The 20,648-nt window shown below is 61.5% G+C and carries 15 protein-coding genes and 2 pseudogenes; 12 read left to right on the top strand and 5 right to left on the bottom strand.

The window, feature by feature from the left end; translation table 11 throughout:
* Positions 1–155: 155 nt before the first annotated feature.
* The 4 genes and pseudogenes from ACFOHJ_RS19205 to ACFOHJ_RS19190 form a co-directional block, all read left to right on the top strand.
* Positions 156–527: pseudogene (locus tag ACFOHJ_RS19205) on the top strand (IS1 family transposase); the annotation flags it as partial.
* A gap of 175 nt (positions 528–702) precedes the next feature.
* Positions 703–1,203, top strand: a pseudogene (locus tag ACFOHJ_RS19200) (AAA family ATPase); the annotation flags it as partial.
* Between the two features lie 583 nt (positions 1,204–1,786).
* Entirely contained in the window at positions 1,787–2,923 is a 1,137-nt protein-coding gene (locus ACFOHJ_RS19195) for a vWA domain-containing protein (protein ID WP_378223524.1), read from the top strand.
* Positions 2,920–3,810, top strand: coding sequence for an amidohydrolase family protein (locus tag ACFOHJ_RS19190; RefSeq protein ID WP_378223521.1), 891 nt, complete (start codon positions 2,920–2,922; stop codon positions 3,808–3,810). Before ACFOHJ_RS19195 ends, ACFOHJ_RS19190 begins: the two co-directional genes overlap by 4 nt.
* 8 nt (positions 3,811–3,818) lie before the next feature.
* Here the strand turns inward: ACFOHJ_RS19190 and ACFOHJ_RS19185 are convergent, their stop codons facing one another.
* On the bottom strand, positions 3,819–5,048 hold the full coding sequence (locus ACFOHJ_RS19185) for an aromatic ring-hydroxylating oxygenase subunit alpha (protein WP_378223518.1): 1,230 nt from the start codon (positions 5,046–5,048) through the stop codon (positions 3,819–3,821).
* A gap of 291 nt (positions 5,049–5,339) precedes the next feature.
* Between ACFOHJ_RS19185 and ACFOHJ_RS19180 the strand changes: the two genes are divergently transcribed.
* The 3 genes from ACFOHJ_RS19180 to ACFOHJ_RS19170 all read left to right on the top strand — a co-directional run bounded on the left by ACFOHJ_RS19180 (position 5,340) and on the right by ACFOHJ_RS19170 (position 9,935).
* Positions 5,340–8,612, top strand: coding sequence for an autotransporter outer membrane beta-barrel domain-containing protein (locus ACFOHJ_RS19180; RefSeq protein WP_378223515.1), 3,273 nt, complete (start codon positions 5,340–5,342; stop codon positions 8,610–8,612).
* 579 nt (positions 8,613–9,191) lie between these two features.
* Positions 9,192–9,455, top strand: coding sequence for a hypothetical protein (locus ACFOHJ_RS19175; protein WP_378223513.1), 264 nt, complete (start codon positions 9,192–9,194; stop codon positions 9,453–9,455).
* A gap of 276 nt (positions 9,456–9,731) precedes the next feature.
* Positions 9,732–9,935 carry a hypothetical protein gene (locus tag ACFOHJ_RS19170; RefSeq protein ID WP_378223510.1) on the top strand — a complete coding sequence of 68 codons (204 nt, stop codon included), beginning with the start codon at positions 9,732–9,734 and terminating at the stop codon, positions 9,933–9,935.
* Positions 9,936–10,187: 252 nt separating this feature from the next.
* Here the strand turns inward: ACFOHJ_RS19170 and ACFOHJ_RS19165 are convergent, their stop codons facing one another.
* Positions 10,188–10,421: a hypothetical protein gene (locus ACFOHJ_RS19165; RefSeq protein WP_378223508.1), complete on the bottom strand. Its 234-nt coding sequence runs from the start codon at positions 10,419–10,421 to the stop codon at positions 10,188–10,190.
* 227 nt (positions 10,422–10,648) lie between these two features.
* Here ACFOHJ_RS19165 and ACFOHJ_RS19160 point away from each other — a divergent pair, with 227 nt between their 5' ends.
* Complete coding sequence (locus ACFOHJ_RS19160) at positions 10,649–12,187, top strand: hypothetical protein (protein WP_378223505.1); 1,539 nt, start codon at positions 10,649–10,651, stop codon at positions 12,185–12,187.
* Positions 12,188–12,251: 64 nt separating this feature from the next.
* Here ACFOHJ_RS19160 and ACFOHJ_RS19155 read toward each other — a convergent pair whose 3' ends face one another.
* On the bottom strand, positions 12,252–12,803 hold the full coding sequence (locus ACFOHJ_RS19155; protein WP_378223503.1) for a hypothetical protein: 552 nt from the start codon (positions 12,801–12,803) through the stop codon (positions 12,252–12,254).
* Positions 12,804–12,864: 61 nt separating this feature from the next.
* The gene (locus ACFOHJ_RS19150) at positions 12,865–13,437 is read right to left on the bottom strand and encodes a recombinase family protein (RefSeq protein ID WP_378223500.1); all 573 of its coding nucleotides are present in this window, start codon (positions 13,435–13,437) and stop codon (positions 12,865–12,867) included.
* A gap of 730 nt (positions 13,438–14,167) precedes the next feature.
* Between ACFOHJ_RS19150 and ACFOHJ_RS19145 the strand changes: the two genes are divergently transcribed.
* The 4 genes from ACFOHJ_RS19145 to ACFOHJ_RS19130 all read left to right on the top strand — a co-directional run bounded on the left by ACFOHJ_RS19145 (position 14,168) and on the right by ACFOHJ_RS19130 (position 19,149).
* Positions 14,168–15,019 (top strand): HAD family hydrolase, encoded by an 852-nt coding sequence (locus ACFOHJ_RS19145; RefSeq protein ID WP_378223497.1) that lies wholly within the window; start codon positions 14,168–14,170, stop codon positions 15,017–15,019.
* Entirely contained in the window at positions 15,019–15,765 is a 747-nt protein-coding gene (locus ACFOHJ_RS19140) for a hypothetical protein (protein WP_378223494.1), read from the top strand. Before ACFOHJ_RS19145 ends, ACFOHJ_RS19140 begins: the two co-directional genes overlap by 1 nt.
* A gap of 214 nt (positions 15,766–15,979) precedes the next feature.
* Positions 15,980–16,771 (top strand): DNA adenine methylase, encoded by a 792-nt coding sequence (locus ACFOHJ_RS19135; RefSeq protein WP_378223491.1) that lies wholly within the window; start codon positions 15,980–15,982, stop codon positions 16,769–16,771.
* 77 nt (positions 16,772–16,848) lie between these two features.
* Complete coding sequence (locus ACFOHJ_RS19130; protein WP_378223488.1) at positions 16,849–19,149, top strand: DGQHR domain-containing protein; 2,301 nt, start codon at positions 16,849–16,851, stop codon at positions 19,147–19,149.
* A gap of 680 nt (positions 19,150–19,829) precedes the next feature.
* On the opposite strand, the gene ACFOHJ_RS19125 is transcribed toward ACFOHJ_RS19130, so the two are convergent.
* Positions 19,830–20,198 (bottom strand): hypothetical protein, encoded by a 369-nt coding sequence (locus ACFOHJ_RS19125; protein WP_378223485.1) that lies wholly within the window; start codon positions 20,196–20,198, stop codon positions 19,830–19,832.
* Positions 20,199–20,648 lie beyond the last annotated feature (450 nt).

The following is a 20,648-nucleotide window of genomic DNA, read 5'->3' as shown; positions in this document are numbered from 1 at the left end:
ATCGCCCGCTTTGTCGGCGCCTCGCCGGCCGGGGTTCTGCGCTGGATACGCAAGGCCCATCAAAGCGTCGCGCCTGGCCTTGCCCGGCAGGACGCCCGGATGGACGACGAGCCGGACATCATCGAGATGGATGAAATCTATACTTTCGTTCAAAAAAACAGCAGCGCGCGGTGATCTGGACCGCCTTCAGCCGCCGCAGGAACCGGGTCGCCTACCATATCGGCGACAAGGGCGTGACCAGCGCCATGGCGATCTACCGGCTGGCCAAGCAAGCGGTGGGGCGCATCGCGCAGATCTACACCGACGCCAACTCCTGCTACGCCCTGGCCTTCGAGCGCATGGCCATCAGCGAGCCACATACCCAGACCAAGGCCCAGACACACCTGATCGAAGCGTCCAATTCCTCGATCCGGGACAACCTCGCCCGGTTCAATCGCCGCTCCAAACGCTTCTCAAAGACCCATCAGATGCTCGACATAACCCTCGCACTGTTCTTCAACAGACACCTCATCACGAGTCCAATGTAAACACTGCCCCACAAGGGGGAGGGGAATCTTGGCACGACCCCGGCAAGCCACTTCACCAACGGATTGTATCGGAAGCAGCCACAGGGTCCCCCTCCCCCTTGTGGGGAAGGGTTAGGGGTAGGGGTAACACCGCGCGCTACATCCGCTCCTGCTCAGGCAATCAGGAGGCGCGGCCATGACCTCCGTCGACACCCTGGCCCCCTCGCCCGAAGCCATCGCCGCCAAGCTGGCAAAAAGCCGCTACCTTGCCGACGACAGCCTCGCCACTGCCATCTTCCTCGCCGTCCGGCTCGGCAAGCCGCTGCTGCTGGAAGGCGCGCCCGGTGTCGGCAAGACGGAAGCGGCCAAGGCCATCGCCGGCATGCTGGGACGTTCGCTGATCCGCCTGCAGTGCTACGAGGGCATCGACGCCGCGCACGCGCTCTACGAATGGAACTACCAGCGCCAGCTGCTCGCCATCCGCCATGCCGGCGAACAGGAGGTCGACATCTATGACGACCGCTTCCTGATCGCCCGGCCGCTGCTCCAGACCTTGCGCGCGCCGGAACGGAGCGTGCTCCTGGTCGACGAGATCGACCGTTCCGACCACGAATTCGAGGCGCTGCTATTGGAATTCCTGTCGGATTTCCAGATCAGCATTCCCGAACGCGGCACTCTTTGCGCCAAAACGCAGCCGATCGTCATCCTGACCTCGAACCGCACGCGCGAACTGGCGGAAGCGCTGCGCCGGCGCTGCGTCTATCACTGGATCGGCTATCCCGATGCTGCGCACGAGGCCGAAATCGTGATGCTGCGCGCAGGCGACATCGCCGAGGCCACCGCCCGCGCCGTTGCCAGGGCGGTGCAGGAAATCCGCGCCCGTCCGCTCGCCAAGCCGCCAGGCATCGCCGAAACGGTGGAATGGGCGAACGCCGCCACCGTGCTCGAAAAAGGCGGCAGTCCGTGGCCGGAAGCCTTTCGCCGCGCCATCGGCGTGCTGATCAAGGATGAGGAAGACCTGACCTACCTGCGCCCCGAATTCGACGCCATCGTCGAGGCGGCGCTGGGATGAATTCGAGCCGAAGCACGACGCCTGCATTCCCCTTCCCCTTGTGGGGAGGGGTCAGGGGTGGGGGTAACGCCCCCGCAACTCGCCGTCGCGCCACCGAGTTTGCAAGGTCGTCGAGCGAACGCGGCAAGGTCGGACCCCCACCCTCTATCCCTCCCCACAAGGGGGAGGGAGGCGTCGACGCCGCGCCCCGTCCAAATCGAGTCGTGCCATGAGCGCATCGCGACCCCTGCCCCGCGCGGCCTCCCCCTTTCTCGGCTTCGGCCGGCTGCTGCGCCGTTTCGGCTTTGCGGTGGCACCGGAACAGGTCGCGGCCTTCATGCAGGCGGTAACCCTTCTGGGGCCGCGCTCCATGGTCGACATCCACGAAGCGGCGCTGGCCACGCTGGCGCCGCAGCCGGACCGCCGGGGCGAGTTCGAAGCGCTGTTCCGTGCCTGGTTCCATGGCGAGGAAGCCGTCACCATCGACGGCGAAAGCGAGGAGGAAACGCAAGTCCGGGACGACGGCGGCGCGCGCGAGCAGCAGGGCGAGGAGTTGCGCGAGGAGGAAGGCGGCGAGCTATCCTCCGCGATCGAGCGGTTGAGCCTGCGCGAATTCCGCCGTGACGGCGACACGCTCGTCGCCTTCGGCCGCGCGCTGCCGGCCGCGCTTCCCGTCCGCCGCTCGTTTCGCACCACGCGCGCCAAATCGCGCGGCGCCTTCGACCTGCGCCGGTCGCTGCGCGAGATCGTGCGCGCCGATGGCGACCTGCCCTGCCCGCGCCTGCGCCGCCGTCAATCTGTGCCGCGCCGGCTGCTGCTTTTGATCGACGTTTCCGGCTCGATGAAGATTCACACCGCCGACTACCTGAAGCTGGCGCATGCGGTGGTCCAGGGCGCCTCCCAAGCCGAGGTTCTCACCTTCGGCACGCGCCTGACCCGCATCACGCCGGCGCTGCGCATCCGCGAGCGCGAGGCGGCGCTGGCGCGCGCGGCAAGCCAGGTGGACGACTGGGACGGCGGTACCCGCATCGGGCCGACGCTGCTTGCCTTCCTGTCGGTGCCGCGCTTTTCCGCGTTCGCGCGCGGAGCCGCGGTCGTCATCCTGTCGGATGCGCTGGAACGCGGCGACCATGCCGAGATGGAGACGGCGGTGCGCCGCCTCGGCCAGCGCGCCTTTCGCCTCAGCCTGTGCACGCCGCTGGCCGGCGATGAGCGCTTCCAGCCGCGAACGGCGGCGCTGCAAGCCATCCTGCCGCTGCTCGACGACCTCAAGGACGGCTCGTCGATCGCCGCGCTCACCGATTTCATCCTGTCGCTCGGCCGCCCTGCCCCGGCGGCCGAAACCATCTGGCGGAGGGCCTCATGACACAGAAAGCCATCGATTCACATTTCCACATCTGGCGTCAGCAGGACCAGCCCTGGCTGCGCGGGCCGATGGTGCCGCGCATCTTCGGCCCCTACGAGCCGATCCGCCGCGACTATCCGATCGGCGAATTCCTCGAGGACCAGAAGGGCTCGGGCGTCGAAAAGGCCGTCTACGTGCAGACCAACTGGGCCAAGGAGGATTTCGAGAAGGAGGTCGCCTGGCTGCAGCAGACCGCCGACGAGACCGGCTGGCCGCATGCCATCGTCGGCTACGCCGATATCAGCGTCGACGACGTGCGCCCGCAGATCGACCGGCTGATGAAATACAAGCTCCTGCGCGGCGTGCGCATGCAGCTTCACTGGCACGAAGTGCCGGAATTTCGCTTCGCCCCGTCGGCAGACCAGGTCATCGACCCGAAGGTGAGGAAGAACGTCTCGCGGCTGAAGGATTACGGCCTGTCCTTCGACCTCCAGCTTTTCCCGAGCCAGATGAAGGACGGGCTGCAACTGGTTGGCGAGAATCCGGAAATCGATTTTATCCTCACCCATTGCGGCATGCTGACCGGCAGCGACCCGGACACCGCCGAAGCATGGAAAGCGGGCCTGCGCACGCTGTCGGCGGCCCCCAACCTCTACGCCAAGCTCTCCGGCCTCGGCACCTTCGTCCACCGCAACGATCCGGCGCTGATCGCCACCATCATCGACAACGCCATCACGATCCTCGGCAGCGACCGGCTGATGTTCGGCTCGAATTTCCCGGTCGAGAAACTGTGGACCAGCCATGCCGACCTGATCGCGGCCCACCGCGCGGCGGCAGGCCGCCACGGCAAGGCGGACCAGGAAAACATCTTCTGGAACACGGCGGAGCGGGTTTACCGCCCCGCCTGATTAGGCCCTCAGGCTCGGGAAATCTCTTCCAGGTACCAGTCGATGTAGCGCAGCTCGTTGTACTCCATCGGTGCGATCGGCCCGGGCACGAAGAAGTGCGAGCGCACGCCGCGCGCGGTGTGCTCGATGATCTTCTTGTCTTCCTCGGTGGTCACCGTCCACAGCCAGGTGAGCTTTTCGAGGTCGTAGTCCTGCCCCTCGACCGCATCGCCCCGGACCAGCCAGATCAGTTCCATGTCGCAGGCATTCGGGCCGCGTGGCACGAAGCGGTAGATCATGCCGTGGTCGGGATAGCAGACGAGGAACGTCGTGCCGCCGAGGTGGATGGAGGTGACGCCGCCATCGGATTCGGTGAAGCGGCCCATCGGCGGCGCGACCAGCTTGCCGTCCTTGCTGCCGCTGGCGACACCCTCGTAGAGCGCGTAGCGGAAGGTGTCGATCGCCTCCTGCCCCTGCGCGGAATTCTGCCAGCGGTTGCCGGAAACGATGCTGACGCCGAGCGCGCAGGTGCGCTCCTCCATGGCCGCGTTGAGTTCGGCGATCATCTCCTTCGGCTTTTCCAGCGCATGCGTCTGCGAATATTCCGGATGCGCCGGGCCGCAGTGGTAGCACTCGACATAGTTCTCGACCGCCAGCTTCCAGTTGGCCTCGAAGGAATACATCTTGCGGTGCGCCACCTTGGCCTCGCCCCAGCCATACTGGCCGGCGCTGGCGCGCAGCGCCTGCTCGATCGGGTCGAAATCGAGCGGCTTTTCGGCGAACGAGACGAACACCAGGCCGGAGGCGACGCGCACGTTGAGCTTCTTCAGACCGTGCTCGGCGCGGTCGAAATCCTTCGGCATGAGGCGCGCGGCCCGCAACGAGCCGTCGTTTGAATAGGTCCAGGCGTGATAGGGGCACACGAACATCTTCGCGTTGCCCTTCTGCTTGGTGCAGACCTCGGCGCCGCGATGGCGGCACACGTTAAGCATGGCGTGTACGGCACCATCCGCCGCGCGCGTCAAAATCACCGCCTCGTCGCCGAGGTTGAACAGTTCGAAGTCGCCCGGATTGGGGATGATGCTTTCGTGGGCGATGCAATGCCAATGGCGGAAGAATACCCGCTCCATGTCGCGCTGGTAGATCGCCGGATCGTGATAGAAGGCGCGCACCAGGCCGTAACCCGGCCTGCGCTCGGCCACGAGGCGGTCGATTTCGTCCGGTTGGCTTGTACCCTGCTGGAGAGGAACCACGCTCATGGCATTTCCCTTGTCTGGCATCGCGTTTCGATTGTGACGTCCATGACGGCGACCCGCCGGCACCGGCACCCTTTCATCACTAAAGACGCGAACGAGCCCGTTGGAAAGAGCCAGCAGCGGCAGACGACTGCGTCACCGCGTAGCAGCGCATCCGGGCCGGCATTGCCCTGCAAGATCCCGTTTTAGATCGCTGGACCGGCGCGATCGGGGAAAACAAGCACCGCCTCCGGGTAGACATCACCGGATGCGCAAGCAATATAAACAACGGAATCTGAAAGTGGGGGGACGGGCATGGAAGTTTCGAGGGACGCAGCCATGCGTCCGGGCGACGACACGGCGTCCGGCAGGATTTTCCTTCGGTTCGCCCGATTTTTGCTCACCACCAGCGCGCTGACCCTGAGTTTCGCTTCCGGCGCCGGCGCGCAAACCCTGACCGGCGACGTGACCGGGCCTGGATCCCAAGTCTACGATGAGGCGGTGACGCTGGATAGCGACGCAACGCTCACCAGCACCGACAATGGCGGAATCAGTTTCAACAATACGGTCGATGGAGCGCATGCCCTCACCGTCAACACCGGTGGAGTGACGGCGTTCGGCGCAAACGTCGGCAGCACCACGGCGCTGACTTCCGTAACGACGAACGCGGGCGGTGCGACCCACATTCATGGCAATGTGACAACGACCGGAGCGCAGACCTTCGGCGATGCCGTCATACTCGGCGCGGATGCGATGTTTGCCAGCGCCGGCGGCAGGACGATTACCTTCGGCAGTACCGTTGAAACCGATTACCGGCTAACCGTTCAAACGGCCGGCGAAGCGTACTTCACGGGCGTGGTGGGGGGAGATGGAGGGATTTCCCAGGCCGGCAGCGGAACCATGGTGTTGTCCGCATCAAACACCTACCGAGGCGACACGCGTCTTCTGGGCGGCGTGATATCGGTCGCGTCCGACGCCAATCTCGGCAACGGTTCCAGCAAGCTGTTTTTCGATGGCGGCACGCTGCAAAACACGGGGAACTTCACCTCGGCTCGCGCCGTTACGTTGGGTGCCGGCGGCGGAATCTTCAAAACGGATAAATACCTCGAGTTAAGCGGCTCCATCTCGGGCGACGGGCCGTTGATCAAGGAAGGGGCGGATACGCTGGCGCTGACGGGCGACAGTGTGGTCGGATTGTTCAACGTCCACAACGGCACGCTTCTGGTCAATGACGGGTCGCTCGCGCAAGTGAATGAGGAATACGTCCAGAACTTCATTGGCGAGAAGGAGGGCGACGATGCCACCCTTGTCATCGCCAATGGCGGCACCGTCTCCAGCGCCAACAAGGTCCATATCGGCGACTCGAAAGGCTCGCGGGGCAAGGTCGTCGTTACGGGCGACGAGTCGAGCCTGAGCGTCGGAGACATGACGATCGGTTTCGACGGCGAAGGAAGCCTGTCCGTCCTCGATGGCGGAAGTTTTTCCACCGTCACGTTCATGAATGTCGGCGGCGGTAACTTCAACCGGCAGGGTACCGGCCATCTTCTGGTCGATGGGGCCGGATCCAGCGTGACGATCGGCGACCAGCTTCTCATTGCCCCATGGGGCGACGGCTCCTCGGGCACAGTCACGCTGTCGAACGGCGGCGTGCTGGAAGTGGGAACGCCGCTCTCGATGGGGGCCTCGAACGCGTCCGGCTCGGCCGAGCTCAATATCGGCGCGGCCTCGACCAATGCGGCGGATGCCATTGCGGCGGGCACGCTCGTCGCCCCCGAAATCCAGTTCTATGCGGCCAATACCAGTCTAAATTTCAACCATACCGACAGCGCCTACGCCTTCGCAGCCGAGCTGGCGAGTTCGGGCGGCGCAGGCTTCGTCAACCACTATGCCGGCAATACGAATCTGACGGGCGACAGTTCCGGCTTTTCCGGCGTCACGACGATTTACGGCGGGGCGTTGTCTGTCGACGGTTCGATCGGCGGAACGGTGAAGGTGCTGGCCGGCGGCAGGCTCGGCGGTTCGGGCACGGTCGGCGCGACGACCGTCAAGGCGGGCGGCATCCTGGCCTCGGGCAATTCGATCGGCACGATCCATGCCGGTTCCCTCGCCTTCGAGGCCGACAGTATCTACGAAGTCGAACTCAAGAACGGCGGCAACACCGCCGGCGTCCACAACGACCTGACCATCGCCAGCGATGTCGTGACCATCGACAACGGCGCCGTGCTGCATGTCAGGCCGGAGAACGGCACGGACACCGGCGTGTCCTACGTGCCCGGCCTCACCTATACCGTCCTCCAGTCGATCAGCGGCGCCGAGACCGGCGTCGAAGGCCGGTTCGGCACGCTCGTCGACGATTACCTGTTCCTCGATTTCGTCGACAGCTACGACAGTCACAATGTCTACCTGACCAGCCAACTCGCCGACATGTCGTTCTGCCTCGGCGGCCTCACGGCCAACCAGTGCGCCACCGCCGAGGGCGTGCAGGATTCCGCGCCGAGCCCGATGTTCACCGCCATCATCAACCTGACCGATCCGGCAGCGGCGGCGGCCGCCTTCGACGGGCTGTCGGGCGAGATTCACGCCTCCGCCAAGACCGCGCTGATCGAGGACAGCCGCTTCGTCCGCGATGCGGTCAACGAGCGCCTGCGTGCCGTCTTCGGCGGGGTCGGCACGGCGGCCGTGCCGGTGCTCGCCTATGGCGAAAGCGGCCATAACGCCGGGGTTGAGGCCGCGTTCGGCCGGATGGGCGCCGCAGCCGCCTCCGGCCGCCTCTCCGCCTGGGGCTCGGTCTTCGGCTCGTGGGGCAAGACGGACGGCGACGGCAATGCCGCCAGCCTCACCCGCTCCACTGGCGGCTTCCTTACCGGTATCGACGGCATGGTCACCGAGGCCGTGCGGCTCGGCATCCTCACCGGCTACAGCCATGATAGCTTCGACGTCGATGCGCGCGCCTCGTCGGGATCGAGCGACAACTACCATCTCGGCCTCTATGGCGGCACGCAGCGGGGCGCGCTCGGCCTGCGCGGCGGAATTGCCTATACATGGCACAAGCTGTCGACCAGCCGCTCAGCCGTCTTCCCCGGCTTCAGCGAAAGGCTGGAGGCCGATTACGACACCGGCACCTTCCAGGCCTTCGGCGAGGCCGGCTATCGCATCGACACGGCAACGGCCTCGTTCGAGCCGTTCGCCAATCTCGCCCATGTCAGCCTGCACACCGGCGCCTTCACCGAAAAGGGCGGCGCGGCAGCACTGGCCAGCCCGTCGCAGACCACCGACACGACCTTCACCACGCTCGGCGTGCGGGCCTCGACGGCCTTCAGCCTCGGCGCAACAAGGGCGACGGCGCGCGGCATGGTCGGCTGGCGCCACGCATTCGGCGACATCGCGCCGAGCGCTACCCACGCCTTCGCCGGCTCCGGCCTCTTCACCATCGCCGGCGTACCGATCGCCAGGAACGTCGCCGTCCTCGAAGCCGGCCTCGACTTCGCCGTCAGCGACAACGCAACGCTGGGCGTCTCCTACAGCGGGCAGTTCGGCGCCGGCGCCCGTGACAACAGCGCCAGGGCCGATTTCAGCATCCGCTTCTGAAACGAAAAAACCCGCCCCGGCCAGGCCGGAGCGGGCGTGCTGAGGAACGCTAGAACCTCGGCGGAAACTAACCGGGAGGCTGCTGTTGGGACGTCCCCGACCCCGCAGGGGCTGCCGTTACGGCACCGAGTTTCTCGCGCTTGTTCAGCACGGGCTTTTCGTAAGTCTTCTTCACACCATCCTCCGGTTCGAGAGACAACAGTGCGGACCATAGCCGGACGTTTCGGCCGTGGCTACTAGGCACGAAACCAACCGGCATGGCAGCCCGGACGCTGCACGGCCCAGGGGCTGATGGCGGATCGGGATGAAACCTTTTTCGCCCCCGCGCGTTTTCATTGATGGCTCTTGATGTTTTGCTTGCGCTGATGCTGGTCGGGTACCTGATCGTGACGGCGGTTTACCGCCGCCCGGAGTAGGTCCGCCCTTCGGCCCATGCCACCGGACGAAACAGTATTTCCCCTGCCGGCCCTGGTCAGGCATGGGTCATTGCCGCCCGGTCGCTATCCTCGGTCGGCGTCTTCGGGAACCAAAGCATCCTTCCGGTTATTGCTATAGACCGACCGCAGCGGAGCAGCGACAATGCCCGAGAAATCCGACTATGAAACCGGCGCCCGCAAATATCCGGTCCGCACCGGCCCCGATCCCAACGATGACTTTTCCCCGGACGCGGCGATGAACAAACCGCCTGGCAAGGGCGGCGGACTGAGGGACGAGCAAGGCGCGCATGACAAGCGCCATCCCGAGGAAGATTCTCCGGAGCCGGATCACATCGACCCTTCACCGAGGGACACAAGGGAAGCGCCGGCGCCAAATCCGAATGGCCAGCCGATAAAGAACCCATAACAGCAGGAGACGGACTGTATCTTGGTTATGGCCGCGCCTCGCCCGACCGGCCACGCCCCCTGCCTCACCGCTATGCGCTGAACGCATCCGCGCGCCCTTGCCATACCAAGGCAGCGTTCCCGCCCCTTCTCCCGAGGCATTCCAATGTGCCCTTCGCCGCGTCTTCATGCCGCGTCTTCATGATGGTCGCGATCCACAAAATTGAATCCGCCGCGTCAAGGAAAAGTTAACCTTGCAGTCCCATTTTCCGAGCGGAACACACTCGGAGTGACAGACATGTATCGCGTTCTCATCGTGTCATTCGTGGCAGTTTCACTGGCCGGCTGCGGCTCGACGCGCAGCATGCGCACCGCCACCGGCGCGGCCATCGGTGCGGGCTCGGGCGCCCTGGCCGGCGCCGCGATCGCCGGCACCGGCGGCGCCCTCGTCGGCGGCCTCGGCGGCGCAGCCGTCGGCGCGGTAGTCGGCTCGAACCAGTAAAGGCAAGGGGTGGTCGCAGTCCTTGCATGCCGGTCTGCGAGCGTAAGGCATGACTTGTCGGAAAATGGTGGGCCCGGAGGGAAACCCCGAAAAGTCAAAAAAGACAAGCAAAAACAATGCTTTTTGACTTGCAATGTGGGGCATTTGTGTAGCAGCCGTGAGGAATTGTCAAGGCTTCTGCTGACTACTTGGTGAAACCAGATGCGAAAAAGGGGACACGCGCCCCCTAGCCGTCACGGGTGATGCCCGTGATCACAGATGGCAGCGCGCTTTCAGCGTCGTCGCCAGAAAAATAGCCGGCCAGATCGTCACGAAAAGCAGCACGGCGACCATCGCGGCCGGATCGCCTCGCCCTATTCCGGCAAAACAGTCACGCAATTCAGCGTCCAGCACTTCGGGTCGTTCGCGCGCCCAGCGGGCCATGTTTCCGACGTAGATAAATCCGCCACAAATCCAGATGAGTGCGATCGCATAGATACGCAGCATTCTAATCTCCAACTTTTCAACATAAGAAAGCATATTGTTGACAAAGGAAATGATGTTTTCTTGATATTGCTGAGAATTTCCTTACTACCAATCTTGAATACTCCACTAGATAATGCAATAGGATATTGCGAACGTTGCCCCTTCGCAAAGGGCGACGATTTGGGAGCGGCACCGCTTTTTCCTTGACCGGAGCTGTGCCGCTCCCGAGTAGGTCAAGGATTTGACTCATGTCTCATGAAATAAAGCGTCACGCGTCTATTGCCGCAAAGCGTCGTTCCTCCGGCCTTGATATGGGCGACCTACGCAACCCGCTGGTACAACTCATCTACATCACCAAATTGTCACGAGATTGGCGACCATACCTCTCACACACAGAGGTTTCGCTGGTGCTGCTTATTCTTGATCAGACCGTAGGCAGCCAACACGAATCTTGGGGATTTTCATATCGGAGACTGGCAGAAGGCGACCAGTTCACACCCGGCATGAATTTTGACCAACGGCACATCAAACGGCTTATCGCCGGCCTCGAAGATCGCGGATTTATCACCACGCGGCCCAATTCCAGGGGAGTAGAGATCACACCAAATCTAGATTGGCGGCCGGGAGTGAACACGCAAACCCTGCCGAAGAGGCGGAACAAGACGACGCCGAAGGCCGTGCCCATCTCGACGCTTTGGGTTGCTCCGGTTGAAAACGGTCAGGATGGCCCTCAAAGTGGTGACATACATATCATTCCACGCCCTCGAAGTGGTGATATACATGTCACCCCGTGGGTGTCGTCAATGTCACCCATACGAGAACAAGCAGGTATACGAGAACAAGCAAATCAAAAACGAGAACAAGCAGGTTGTCGCCAACCGCTTTGCGCTGGCGACGACACGCTTCCCGAAACGATTTCCTCTCCAGCTCCCATCCGGATGCGTCAGCGCCCCACGCGCCCGGTAAAAGAGCCCATTCCCCCGGTTGCGCCGCCCCCCCTTACCGAGGTCGGAAAGCCGGCCACGGTCACCGAATCCGACCTGTTCTCCGATCACATTCGGCAGCGTGCTCCGGCGAAGGGACGCGGGCGCGGCGGCGTCGATCCCCGCACTACGGTGCACCCCGGTGCAATCGAAACCACAATGCGACATGCCTTCGAGGCCAGCTATGCCAACACGCCCGGTGCCCGTTGGTTCGACTGGACCGACAAGGAACGCGCCATGGTCAATTCGGCGATCCTCAAGCGTTGGCCGGCCGGCGATGCCGAGGGATGCCATGCGTTCTTTGAGTGGCTGGTGAACGAATGGCCGATGATCCGGTCAACCCTCTTCGGCTGGATGCAGCGGCCCCCTGCCCCGGAGTTCCCCGAGATTTCGTTCATCGTTCGCCATCGGGTGAAGATCGTGCCAGCCTTCCAGCGGCGTGAGTTCGAAAGCTGGTCTGCCCGGCTCACCGAACCCATGGACCGGCTTCGCGCCAAGCTTCTCCGCGAGGGTGTGCCGGAAGAGGCCCTTGCACATCGTCTGGCTACCGAGGCGGCCAAGGAGGAAATGCGGGAGGAAAACGCCAAGGCGCTGGCCGCCGCTGCTGCCGAACTGCACCAAGCACAGGCGGTTCGGGAACAGGCCAAGCGCATCGAGCGGGCCAAGGGCTATGTCCATCCCGAATCCGAAGTCGCCAAGAAGCAGCGTTACGCCGAGGTAATGGAGGCGCTTGGCCCGATTGATCCCAACGAAGAAATCGATCTTGTCGGCGCGGCTGACCGCGCAGCGAAGGACTGGCAATGACCCCGGAAGCAGAACTACCAGAGACACACAGGCAGCAGATCAAGGATCTCACATCGCAAGAGACTTAGAATTCAAGCGGCATCAAACCCGTCTTGGGGAGTTGGTGAATCACCCATGTCGGCAAGCATTCGATGGACCGTCGCATCAGCGTGTAATCCGGCCCGAACCGTCGCCTCAAATAGCCGGCGAAATCGGCCAACGGATCAAGCGGGGTGAAGCAGAACCACTCTTCGCCGGTCCGGGAATGCCGGTTGATCAGGTCCAGCCACGCAAACTGCATCTTGTGACGGGAGTGCAGGATGCGGTGGCAACCCTTGCAGACCTGCAGCATCCGCCAAGCATCGCAGTAGTCTTCGGCGTGATAGGCGACATCACTGGATGTTCCGCACATGGAGCATGTGGCCGGGCGAGGCATCAAGCCGCCGCGCATCAGCCACGTCTGAATCTGGTGCTCACGTCGCCGATCCACTGGGGTAAATCCGAGATAGGGGCGGGACAACGGCCACTGCAGCATCGGGATGAAGGCTCTGGGCATAGATGCGTTGGTATCGTACGCGGGGACGATCCTCGGGAGGCTGTCAAAGAGTCGGTCGAAGTTGTCCGTAAGTGAACGCATATACTGTGCCCAGAATGTCATTCCGTCGGTGCAACATATTGCAACGGGTTGCACTGTTTCGTCATTCATTCACAGCTTTGAGGACACGATAAACCGACGAACGGCCAATCTGAAGCCGGCGGGCGATCTCGACTGGCCCCACGCCAGCGCGATGCAGATCAAACACCTGCTCGCTCTTCGCCTGAGCTGTCGGTGCTCGGCCACGATACCGCCCCTCGGCCTTGGCCCGAGAAATCCCCTCACGTTGCCTTTCCAGCATCAGCTCGCGTTCGAAGGTGGCGATAGCCCCCAGCATGGTCAGCAGCAGCTTGCCGGTGGGCGTTCCCGTGTCCACGTTCATCGATAAAATGCGCAGCGTCACGCCCTTGGCTTCAAGGCGCTTCGCGATGTCGAGAAGGTCCGCAGTGGACCGGGCCAATCGGTCCGGCTTGGTGACAATGAGCGTGTCGCCATCCCGCACATAGTCTAGCACCCTGTGGAGTTCCGGCCGCTTCGTCGCGACAGCCGACAATTCTTCGTAGAACACCTTGACGCAACCCGCCGCCTTAAGGTCGCGTAACTGTGCCTCAAGCCCCGCCTTCTGGTCTGTTGTCGAAACACGACCGTAGCCGACAAGCTGGCCGGTGATGCTCATAGAAGACGCCCCTTATGTCTCTCAATGTCTAAGACATATTGGGACACTGCGCTCCAAAAATCAAAAGTTATTTGTGTGGGACAGCATAAGCCAATCGATTTCTGCCCCATTGGAGCAAGGCCGTATGGGAAAGCCGATAAGCTCGACTTATGCTGATGGTGATCGCGAGTTGATGGATGAAATTCGACATGGGCCGTCGATGTCTTTCACTCTCTCCATTGCGAAAGTCCGTTGTGCGCCCCGTTGTCGGTCGTTCAGCTGGTTGTCGAGCTTACCTGAAAGCCGCCGTTTGCCGCAGGACATGAGTTAGCGATCGTCGTTACCGGACGCTGGACTTACACTGGGGCTTTGACAGCTAATCCGCATGCCATTCAGTAAAAGCGCGAAACGCAGCTGAAGGTTTTTGCCATCAGGTCAAAGGCACAGGGGCGCCAATAGCGGAGTCCAGTCTTGAGCACCTGGCAGCATTGCGCCCCTATACAGCCGCGACGACGCTGGCGGGTCGCCTCGAATCCCTATCGGCTGCGGATCCAGCGGCTGATGGTCGCTGCGCGACACGCGATGGCAGAGATATCCGGCGTTCCCGGTTGAAGGCGAGAGATGGTGGGCAGCATATCGGCGTCGCAACCTACATTCTGTTTGTCGTACCCGGCGCTCTCGCGTAAGACCGAGACGGCAGCACAAGCACGGATGACCCGTCTTTCCTGCCAGTCAGGAAAGACCGAAGTTGGTGCAAAAGCGCGTTCTTATTACCGATGTCGACAACACCCTGTTCGATTGGCAGGATATTTGGTATCAGACCTTTTCGGCGATGATGGACACAGTGCTTGATATTTCCGGCGTCGATCCCGAGACGCTCTATGCCGAAGCCAGCGTGATCCATCAGAAATACGGCACCAGTGAATATTCGCACCTGCTCGAAGAACTGCCGTCGCTCCGCGCGCGCTACGGCGATGATATTCTGACCGTGATGACGCCGGCGATTGATGCCTTTCGCGAGACGCGCCGACGCGTGCTCGCACTCTATCCGACCGTCGCCGACACGCTCGCCGCGTTGAAGGAGAAGGGCGTTCGGATCGCCGCCTTCACCGAGTCCAAGGCGTTCTACACCAACTATCGGTTCCGCAAACTCGGGCTCGATGGCCTGGTTGACGTCCTGTATTCGCCCGAGGATCACAGCGTTCCGGAGGAGACGGTGGCGACGCGGCACTATGATGCCGACAGCTACGCTTTCAAGCACACCGTCCATCACTACACGCCAGAGGGCGAGGTGAAGCCGAATCCCGATATCCTGCTCGATATCGTCAAGGATCTCGGCGCCTCGATCGACGAGGTGGTCTATGTCGGCGACAATCCGCTGAAGGACGTCTTCATGGCGCAGCAGGCCGGCATCACCGACGTCCACGCCGCTTACGGGTCTAGCCAGCACAAGCCCGAATATGAACTGTTGCGTAAAGTCACGCACTGGACGCCCGAGATGGTGGAGCGAGAGCGCACCGCGCTCAAGCCCGGCAGCGTCATACCGAGCCATGTGCTGACCGAGAATTTCGCCCAGATCCTACCGCTGTTCGAGATGTCCTGATGGCTGACCCCGATTCCGCGCCGACATCTCCGCCCGCGCTAGCGGTGCTGCCGACGCCGCCCTCAGCGCCGCCACTCGGGGCGGGACAGATCGAAATTTGGAAGAAGATCGTCGACGTGCAGCAGCACTTCAACGACCTTGAACTGCGCGTCCGCAATTTCGCGCTGATCGTCACAGGCGCGTTCCTCGGCCTTGGCGGCTACGCGATAAAGGATGGCGGCGTCGTCAAACTCTTCGGGCTGGAGGTGTCGATCGCCGGGCTGGTGGTGGTGTCGGCGATCTTCCCGCTCGCCGCCTTCTACTTCATGGACCGGCTCTGGTATCACCGACTGCTCGATGGCTCGGTCTATGCTGGCATAGAGGCGGAAACGGCACTCAAGGATCTCGGCTACAAGGTCGACCTCGGCTCCGAGATCAAGGAGCACAGCCCGTTCAAACTGTGGCTCACTAAGAAGAAGATGATCCGGTCAGCGACCAAGATGGACCTGTTTTACGCGATCTTGGCAGGCTCGCTGTTGCTGGTCGCTGGCTTTCTCGGGTTCGGGATCCAGCCGCAGGCGGTCGTGGACAAGACGCTACCGCCCATCGTCGCGCCACCGGCAGCTATTCTGCCGGCCGACGCTGCATCACCCGCGCTCCCCACCAATACGTCGGCGCCCGCATTGCCAGCACCCCAGCCGACCGGTGCGGCCGGGCCGTCCGACGCGGCCGAACCGATCGTCGGAAATTCTCAGGCTAGCAAGTGAAATCGACGGCGCCGCCATGATCAGGGGTCGTGGGCGGATTCGGCAGTTTTGGCGGGCGTTTCGGCTTCGTAGACGCCTTTTTTACAAATGGCTGCGCACCTTAATAACGAAAGCAATCGCCTATTTGATCATTGTTTTCCATTTAGCTAGTTGCAGCGATCGCAGTCGTCCCGCTAATCAGGTGGCTTGCGGTCGGATCGGAGGGTAGGTCGATTTGAAGCCTTTCATAAAATGGGCCGGGGGCAAACGCTGGCTGCTCAACGACCCGAGCTTCGGTTTGCCTAGCTTCGCCGGGCGCTACATCGAGCCATTTCTGGGTGGCGGGGCAGTGTTCTTTCACCTTGGACCGGCGCAGGCGATCCTCTCTGACGTCAACGAGCGCCTGATCGCCACCTACCGCTCGATCCGGGATGAATGGCAGCCAGTACAAGCGCTTCTGGCGGAATATGATCAGAAGCACTCGAAAGACTTCTACTACGACGAGCGGGCGCGCCAGTATGCCGAGCCCCATCGTCAAGCGGCTCAGTTTCTCTACCTCAACCGCACCTGCTTCAACGGTCTCTACCGCGAGAACCTCAAGGGGCAGTTCAATGTGCCGCTGGGTACGAAGACGCAGGTGACGCTGGTCGACGATGATTTTGAGAAGGCGAGCGAATTGCTGGCGCGCGCCGACCTGCGCACGAGTGACTTCGAGCCCATCGTGGACGAGGCCCGGGAAGGCGATCTGCTGTTCCTCGATCCGCCCTACACCACTGCGCACAATTGCAATGGCTTCGTCAAATACAACCAGAAGATCTTCACTTGGGATGATCAGAAGCGTCTAATGAATGCGGTCAGGGGGGCAAAGCGGCGCGGAGCCAAGGTCGTGCTGACCAATGCCGACCACGCCAGCATCCATGCGCTCTACGTTGACCTCGGCTCGCCGCAGGTCGTCTCACGTCCGTCGGTCATCGCGGGCTCGGCCAATTCGCGGCGCGGCACCACCGAGGCGCTGTTCGTTTTCTAGTTTCAGATGCCGTACAGAAATCTGGGGGGACTGTGCCGTTTATTGATCCCGCTGAAGCTGTTTCGCTTCGCAGCAAAATGAGCTCGGACAAGTCGCAGCTGGGCAAAATCTTTGCTGCGAAATCCGCCAAGTTTCACACCCGCAACGTCGACCATAGTCTGGTCGAAGGGCTGCTGGAGGAAGGCTGGGAAGAGTTCGGCACGCCGCTCAAGACCAAGACCCGGCTGCGCAAGGCGAAAAGCCACAACGTGCAGTTCGAGGACGATATCTGGTGTCAGCTCTACCGCCTTGGCTACCGACAGCTCAATGTCGACGAAACGTTCTGCTTGCCGTTCGGTCCGAGCGCGGCGGAGAAGAAGCAGATCGACATCGTCGCGATCGATAATGACACGGTGTTGTTGGTCGAATGCAAGTCCAGCGAAGCGGCGGCGAAGGCGCCGTCCTACAAGACGGAGTTTGACGCGCTGCGCCTGCGGCTGGACGGCTTTCGCAAATCGATCGATCAGACATTCGGCCCCGGCCGCCGGATCAAATATGTCTTCGCGACCCGCAACCTGCGCCTGGCGCGCGATTCCGCCGATGTGATCAGGCTGAACGAGGCCGGAGGGTTCTATTACAACGATAACACATTCGAATACGTCGACAGCCTGCTGAAGGCGTACCGCGACGCTGCCCATTATCAATTCATGGGGCTGCTCATGAAGGGGTTGTCGATCAACAAAGACAAGATTGAGGTTCCCGCCATCGAAGGCACGATGGGGGACAAGACCTACTATATGTTCTCGCTCGAGCCGCAGACGCTGCTCAAGATCGGATTTGTGCTGCACCGTACCCGGGCGAACGAAGCGGAGATGCCGACCTATCAGCGGTTGCTTTTACCGTCGCGACTGAAGGGCATCACCAAATTCATCGATGGTGGCGGATATTTCCCCAATTCGGCGATCCTGAATTTCAACGAACGCGAAGCAAAGCTCGAGTTTCAGGGGCAGGCGCGATCGAAGGATTCGGCGTCGCGCACGGGCGTGCTGAAGATCCCGAACGCGTTTGCCATCGCCTATATCATCGACGGCCAGCACCGCATCTACGGCTACGCAAATTCGAAGTTCAAGGCGAGTAACACCATCCCGGTTGTCGCTTTCAAGAACCTCGATCCGGGCGATCAGCTCGAACTCTTCATGCAGATCAACGAGAATCAGAAAGCGGTGAGCCCGACGTTGCGGATCACACTTGAAGAGGACCTCTACTGGAACGCCAGTCGTCTGGACTCGCGATTGAAGGCGCTGCGCTCGTCAGTGATCCGTGCATTGGGCGGCGATGCGTCCGGTCCGCTCTACAACAAGATATCGCTTGGCGAGGACAAGGCTGCGCTCCAGGCCAAGCCGTTCGCCGACGCGCTGCTCCGGTGTAAATTGCTCCCGGAAGGGAGAGGCAATAAATTCGTCGACGGGACCACGGCAACGTCGCTCTACGAAACGGCCAACGTCGACCATAATGCGGAGATGATGAAGGCGCGCGATCGCGCGGTCGGTCTCATCAACGCCTGCTACGAACTGAGCGAGGAGGTCTTGAAGTCGGATCAGGACGCATTCCAAACCTACATCCTCTCAAACCGCGGCAGCTTCGCATTCGTTTCTTTAATCGGTGATCTGCATGCGTTTGAGACAACCCATGGTGTTGTCTCCATCAAATCGACCACCGAAGAGCGTATTGCGGCGCTCGATAAATATCTGCTCGTCCTGTTCAAGGCGTTGCAGACGATCTCGCCGGAGGATGCCGAAGCGTTGACGGGCAAGCTCGGCAGCGGCGCGGAAACCACGTGGCTGCGGATTTTTCAGGGCTATATCCACGCCAAATTCGCCGACTACAATCCACCCGAACTGCAGGATTGGAGGGAGCGGCAGGACAAGGCACTGCAGACCGAGGGTCGGGAACTGGGCACGCAGATCGAGCGCCACATGAAGCATTTCATCATCGATCAGTTGAAGGCCCTGTTCGGTGAAAACTGGGATATCGAGATCGGATCGATCCAGCGCGACTGCGAAACGCGTGCGAAGGAGCAAATGGAAAAGAACTATAAGGAGGGGCTGGGGCGGCACGAAATACCCTGGACCGACCAGTTCTTCATCAAGGATTACAAAGCGATCATCGAAAAGTACTGGGCGAAAAAGCCTGAAGGAAAATCGAACGCCCAGTCGTTCGAGCAGCATTTTTCAATTGATGTCGGCCACGGGTTCGGCAGCAAGACCGACAAGATAAAGTGGATTTCGCTCTTCAATACGCTGCGCAATAACTGGGCTCATGAGGGGACGAAGGAAAAGGGCCTCAACAAGAGTGATGTCGATTTCCTTTCGAAAGTTCACAGCATGCTCGGTTTGTAGCGCAAGCGTCGGCACATTGGTTACCGGCGAGAGTCGTCGGCTCCGCAAGCACCTGGCGAGATGATAAACCGCGAAACCGAGCCAGTCGACCGTGGGCAGTAACGACGGGCGACAGTCTGCTTTGGTCCATTTACGGCCAGAAGCAGCCAGTCCGCACCGTGAAGAGTCGCCGGCAGGCGTACGAAAGTCCCCGAGGAAGGAATCCGCGGGCCACGAGCGATGGCTATGGGGATTTCGGATTTCGGCTGATGCCGGCGATGGCGCGACTGCCGTAGGGAAGTGCCGGGATGAATGCGGACAGGACACTTCGTTGCGCCTTGGCGTGGTATTGCCGGCCTGGGGTGCGACTGGGCGCAGCCACGTCGGCATCGATGATCACCATGGACGCACGTGACTGCGTTGCCGGAGGCCGATCGCCTGCGGCTGAAGGCTGGATCACCCGCGTCCTAGTAGGCGGGGAGAATTGGATGACAATCGGCCTTCACTCGAAAAATAGTGACGCTATCGATTTCGTTGAGCCGCGCGAAGATTATATCATGGCGACACTGCGCGCCCGGATGGGGGTTAAGCACTGATTCGGGTATTGAGGAGCAACCTTCTAGCTGGACGACTCTCTTTGCGTCTCATTCCGGCAACTCCAATAACCGAGTCAGAGACTGAAGCGGTTCGTTGGAACTGTCTCAGAACAGCAGCGGACAAACGGTGGTCGAGTATTCCGTGGTGCCCATGGAACGGAACTTGCTGTCCATGGTCATGTAGATGGCGGTGACGTGAAGGCCGGTATATCCGCCCATGGAGTTCTTGGCGTTGGCGAGGATGCAGACCACCTTGTACTGTTGGCCATAGGCTTCAATCAGGCCGGTACGTGAGGTCTTCATAATCTGTGCCGAATTGGGGTCCCTGAAGTTGGTCTGGATGCCGTAGACCACAGCATCGACCTCGGCCGGCGTGACCGGGTGCTGTGACAGCGTGGATGTAATCGGAGCCGTTGACTGGCATCCACTCAGAAGCAAGGCACCAGAAAGAACGGAAAAGAGGCGTCGACCCATCTCGAAATCCAGAAATAACGATGCTGCCGGGCATTTATCGCGGTGCGCCCCCGCGAAATAGCCCTTGCTCTCTGGTGATCGGGGAGTTGGAAAACCGAATGGTTACGGTCCCTACGACCTTTAGTTCGGAGAACCTGTTGTATACGCCGCAGGCTCCCCGACCATAGGGTCAAGGAGTTGGTATCTTGCGGCGATACCGGCCGAACCATTCGGGGTTTCCACGCCCCAATGCCGCGCGTACGACATCAAGACGAGGTTTGGCCAACCTCAACGTCGATGTCAACGATTATACTCTCGGTTAAGCTGTCGGCTTCGATTTCGGCCGGCGCTCGGGTCGAGTGCGCGCCCGTGAGCATTTTCTGCAGCCCGCGCAATTATCCACGACCAAAAACATTAAGGATAAAATTTAGAACTGTTAGAACTTGCCCAATGCCGGACAAGCCTGTCATC

Origin of the sequence: Aquamicrobium soli (genome assembly GCF_042646345.1) — a bacterium.
GTDB lineage: Bacteria > Pseudomonadota > Alphaproteobacteria > Rhizobiales > Rhizobiaceae > Mesorhizobium > Mesorhizobium soli_A.
The sequence above is the reverse complement of the archived record's forward strand: the minus strand, read 5'-3'. Positions and strand labels throughout refer to the sequence as shown.

Bases quoted from the DNA above. Each gene is read 5' to 3' on its own strand.
- ACFOHJ_RS19195 (WP_378223524.1), top strand. From the start codon at position 1,787: ATGAGCGCATCGCGACCCCTGCCCCGCGCGGCCTCCCCCTTTCTCGGC.
- ACFOHJ_RS19190 (WP_378223521.1), top strand. From the start codon at position 2,920: ATGACACAGAAAGCCATCGATTCACATTTCCACATCTGGCGTCAGCAG.
- ACFOHJ_RS19185 (WP_378223518.1), bottom strand. From the start codon at position 5,048: ATGAGCGTGGTTCCTCTCCAGCAGGGTACAAGCCAACCGGACGAAATC.
- ACFOHJ_RS19180 (WP_378223515.1), top strand. From the start codon at position 5,340: ATGGAAGTTTCGAGGGACGCAGCCATGCGTCCGGGCGACGACACGGCG.
- ACFOHJ_RS19175 (WP_378223513.1), top strand. From the start codon at position 9,192: ATGCCCGAGAAATCCGACTATGAAACCGGCGCCCGCAAATATCCGGTC.
- ACFOHJ_RS19170 (WP_378223510.1), top strand. From the start codon at position 9,732: ATGTATCGCGTTCTCATCGTGTCATTCGTGGCAGTTTCACTGGCCGGC.
- ACFOHJ_RS19165 (WP_378223508.1), bottom strand. From the start codon at position 10,421: ATGCTGCGTATCTATGCGATCGCACTCATCTGGATTTGTGGCGGATTT.
- ACFOHJ_RS19160 (WP_378223505.1), top strand. From the start codon at position 10,649: ATGTCTCATGAAATAAAGCGTCACGCGTCTATTGCCGCAAAGCGTCGT.
- ACFOHJ_RS19155 (WP_378223503.1), bottom strand. From the start codon at position 12,803: ATGCGTTCACTTACGGACAACTTCGACCGACTCTTTGACAGCCTCCCG.
- ACFOHJ_RS19150 (WP_378223500.1), bottom strand. From the start codon at position 13,437: ATGAGCATCACCGGCCAGCTTGTCGGCTACGGTCGTGTTTCGACAACA.
- ACFOHJ_RS19140 (WP_378223494.1), top strand. From the start codon at position 15,019: ATGGCTGACCCCGATTCCGCGCCGACATCTCCGCCCGCGCTAGCGGTG.
- ACFOHJ_RS19130 (WP_378223488.1), top strand. From the start codon at position 16,849: ATGAGCTCGGACAAGTCGCAGCTGGGCAAAATCTTTGCTGCGAAATCC.
- ACFOHJ_RS19125 (WP_378223485.1), bottom strand. From the start codon at position 20,198: ATGGGTCGACGCCTCTTTTCCGTTCTTTCTGGTGCCTTGCTTCTGAGT.